The 3,542-nt window shown below is 48.4% G+C and carries 1 protein-coding gene; it reads right to left on the bottom strand.

The genetic code is table 11. From position 1 onward, the window contains the following. Positions 1 to 259: 259 nt before the first annotated feature. The gene (locus CAG64_RS09875) at positions 260 to 3,016 is read right to left on the bottom strand and encodes an immune inhibitor A domain-containing protein (RefSeq protein ID WP_161447422.1); all 2,757 of its coding nucleotides are present in this window, start codon (positions 3,014 to 3,016) and stop codon (positions 260 to 262) included. Between the last annotated feature and the right edge of the window lie 526 nt (positions 3,017 to 3,542).

Here is a 3,542-nt window from a genome sequence, read left to right as displayed (position 1 = left end):
ACATGATATTTACAATTCCATCGCGTGTGCGCTAAGCTCTTTTCGTCCCCCATTGGGACCCCCTTTCAATTCTTAATTAACTCTTGCAGTTGCCAGACCACAAGACGTTTTTATCAAATTGAAAGGGGTTATATAACTAACTTATAGCTGTAAGCTTTACGGAACCCCCAGCCTAGCTGGGGGTTTTCTCTATACAAAAAAGGCGCAACCCGAAGGTTGCGCCAGGAGCTTCCCATGGAACTTGGGAATAATCGGGGAATTACAGATCCACAACGATGGTTTTCGTTACTGTTGCACCGTCGTTATCCATCACGGTTAGCTTAACTTCATGTTCGCCATAGCTTGGGAAGATGGAAGTAAAGATACGTCCACGTTTCACTTTACCACCTGGCAGCGTCCACTCAGTGTCCACAATACGGCCATCGCTGTCTGTGCTGGTTGACCACATGGTGACCCAACGGCCCAGGTGGATGTATTTAGCACTCGCTTCAGGCAACGCATTCGGTGTTTCAACGGTCACCTGCTTGCTGATGGTGTCGGTTGCGCCTTTGTCGTCCGTAACAGTCAGAGAAACCTGATAGCTTCCTGCTTCAGCGTAAGACCAGGCTGGTGCCATTTCATCGCTGGTTTGGCCGTTGCCGAAATCCCACAGGTAGCTAACCAACTGACCGTCTTTGTCAACGCTATGGTTGAATGCTTTGACGCTCAGACCGTCAACTTTCACTTCAAAGCCCGCTTCTGGAGCAATGTTGTCGTCGGCTGCTTTCGAAACGCGGATAACGCCGTACTCGTTGTTTGGAGCCTGGTCGATCACTTCGATTTCCAGACCAAACTCAGTCAGTTTACGACCGGAATCTGGTGATTGTGGGTTCGAGTAATCCTGGTTGTCTGCAAATGACGCCGTACCAATCAGGCTGACATCTTCCAGAACATCACCACTGCCGTTAACCAAACGCATTGGTGTCTGATCCTGTAGCGAGAAGGCCGCATCACGGATTTGGTAACGCGTTTGCGCTGCTTCGCCACTGTTGGCCCAAACCATCGCGTTCTGATCCGCATCAACTACGCCCAGCCAGCCTTCACCAGGGTGACGACCCACCCAGTTGTCTGTCATCGACTCGTCGACATACCATACGATCAGACCGGGTTCGAACGACATCAACTGACCGAAACGTTTGATGTTTGCCAGACCTTCGTCGACGTCGTTGTGGCTACGCCATTGCAGCAGGTAGTAGTGTGGCGCTTCGTGGTAGCCGTCTGTCAGGCGGTAACCGTTGAAAGCAAACGTTGAAGCTGCTTCTGCGTCGTCAACAGGAGTAACCTGACCATCAACATCCAGTACCATGTTATCGATGTACAGACCGTCCATCGCCAGACCACCATCGGTGACGTAGTCAAACGCCAGCTCGATATCCTGACCTGCCCATTCGCTCAGATCGAATTCCGCATCGATCCAACCACCGGAAATACCCGAAATTGCAGGTACCAGACCTGTTTTGTAAGGGTCGTCCATTGTGGTGATGTTACCAGCGATCGCCTGACCATTAACCTTCACTCGGGCGAAGTCGTAGTCTTTCTCGATCTCATACCAAGCTTTGAAGCTCAGTGTCACTTTACCGCCAGCAGGCACAGACAAGGTGCGTGACATGCTGTTTTTCAGATCATCGCCTTTGTCTGAGTAGAAGGAGTATTGTCCTTCATACGGCTTCAGACCTTCGATACGTTTCAGAGGCAGATCTACTTTCACCATGTTCGGACGATCATTATCGGTCGTTTGGAACAGAGTGAAAACGCGGTCGCCTTTGTCCAGCTCATTGATGGTAATTTGATCATCGTTGATCCAACGGCCGCCAATGGAGTTTTGCAGGAACTGTTTTGCCCAAGAGGAGAAGGCAGTTGGTTGTGTACCGCCGATCTGACCAGCCCAGCTACCGGAAGACATGATTGACCAGTAAGAAACCGGCTCGCCTTTACCTGTGTATTGGGTGTCGTATTCGTCTGGCAGACCTAAGTCATGGCCGTATTCGTGCGCACACACACCTGCCGCAGCATCGATTGGCTGAATGGTGTAATCGAACGCGGCAAACTGACCGTTAAACCGGCCCGGAACATTACTCTTGGTGCCTTCCAGTACATGGTATTGGCCAAGGTTGAAACGGTGAGACCAGATAGCGTCTGCACCCAGCACGCCGCCACCAGCTTCTTCACCCACAGAAGAGTGGAAGACCATCAGGTGATCGATAACACCATCGGGCTCGCGATAATTGCCGTCGCCGTCGTAGTCGTAGCGGTCTTCAACGTCATAGTCTGCCAGGTTGATGTTCGGGTCACGTGCCAGTTGATCCAGCGCTTCACGCACCAGCTCCTGAGCATTCATGTCATTGTCTGTGGTTGGTGAGTTACCACCGTAGAAAGCCGCGTTTTTGGTTGCACGGTACCAGCCCATGGCCTGACCGGAAACGCTGTAGCTGTCGCCAGATTCACTTTCGTAGTATTGACGCATCGAGATCAGATTTTCACCGTTCGGACCAGCATAACCGGCGCCTGAGAACAGCAGATTCTGATAGTGGTGTGGCTCATAGCTGTCGTAAAGCATTTCGGTATGCTCTTTGGTCAGCTTGTTGTCGTCCCAAGGCAGATCAGGGAAGTCGATCAACAGGGCCAGAACCTTGTCGGTACGTTTTTGACTGACGTCCAGAGCAAACACGCTGGCACGTTGGTGTCCTTTGTGCTTTTCAATCGATTTCAGCACCTTGGCACGCTTCTCCAGCGCTTTCTTGCCAAATTGTGCGTCTCCTTTGAAGCCTGAACGGATTTTAGCTTCCAGATAGTTATCCAGAGCTTCACGCTTTGCTGTGTCGGAAGCATTCTCATCGACAACGCCCTTACGAACGAGCATTTCGATGAGTTTCTCTTCGTTAACAACCCCCATGTCAGCTGGAGTTTGCGCGTAACCACTGACGCTAAAAAGAGTGAGCATTGCAGTTGCGAGCAATGTTTTCCTCATAGGTTTCATTGATATTTCCTTATTATTTTTTGTTTTCCGAATAGCCAACGGTTTCTTAAAGCAGGCTTTAAGAAGGTTCGTTGTTAGTGACTTCTGTGTCAGGTGCAATACACGCCTTTTTGGACGCGTCATCGACCTTGAGATCCTTGTTGTGATTTAATTTATTTCTGGCTTTCTGATTAAGATATATCCGAAGGGCTTCTTGCTGTTGCTCGTAGGACAATCCGCTACAAATCACGCCACGTTCAATAAGCGACTTTAATAACATTTCATCATTAGGAGTGGGTGTCGAAAGGGCGTAAAAAGACACCAATGACGATAATAAAAATACAATTCTTGCTTTCATTTTGAACGATAAAATCTGTAACTGATTTGTAACAAATTATATTCAGGACAAGAAATGATCAATAACAAAATCATTAATCAAATGATATTAGTTCCATAATCAACATAATTGGTTAACTACAAAAATAGTCATTAAATTAGTAGTTTATAGATACTTTAGTTGCATTTTGTGAATAACAATTCACTTGAT

The organism is Vibrio sp. V38_P2S17PM301 (assembly GCF_009904845.1).
Lineage (GTDB): Bacteria > Pseudomonadota > Gammaproteobacteria > Enterobacterales > Vibrionaceae > Vibrio > Vibrio proteolyticus.
Note: the sequence above shows the minus strand (reverse complement) of the source record. Positions and strands in the feature narration are given on the sequence as shown.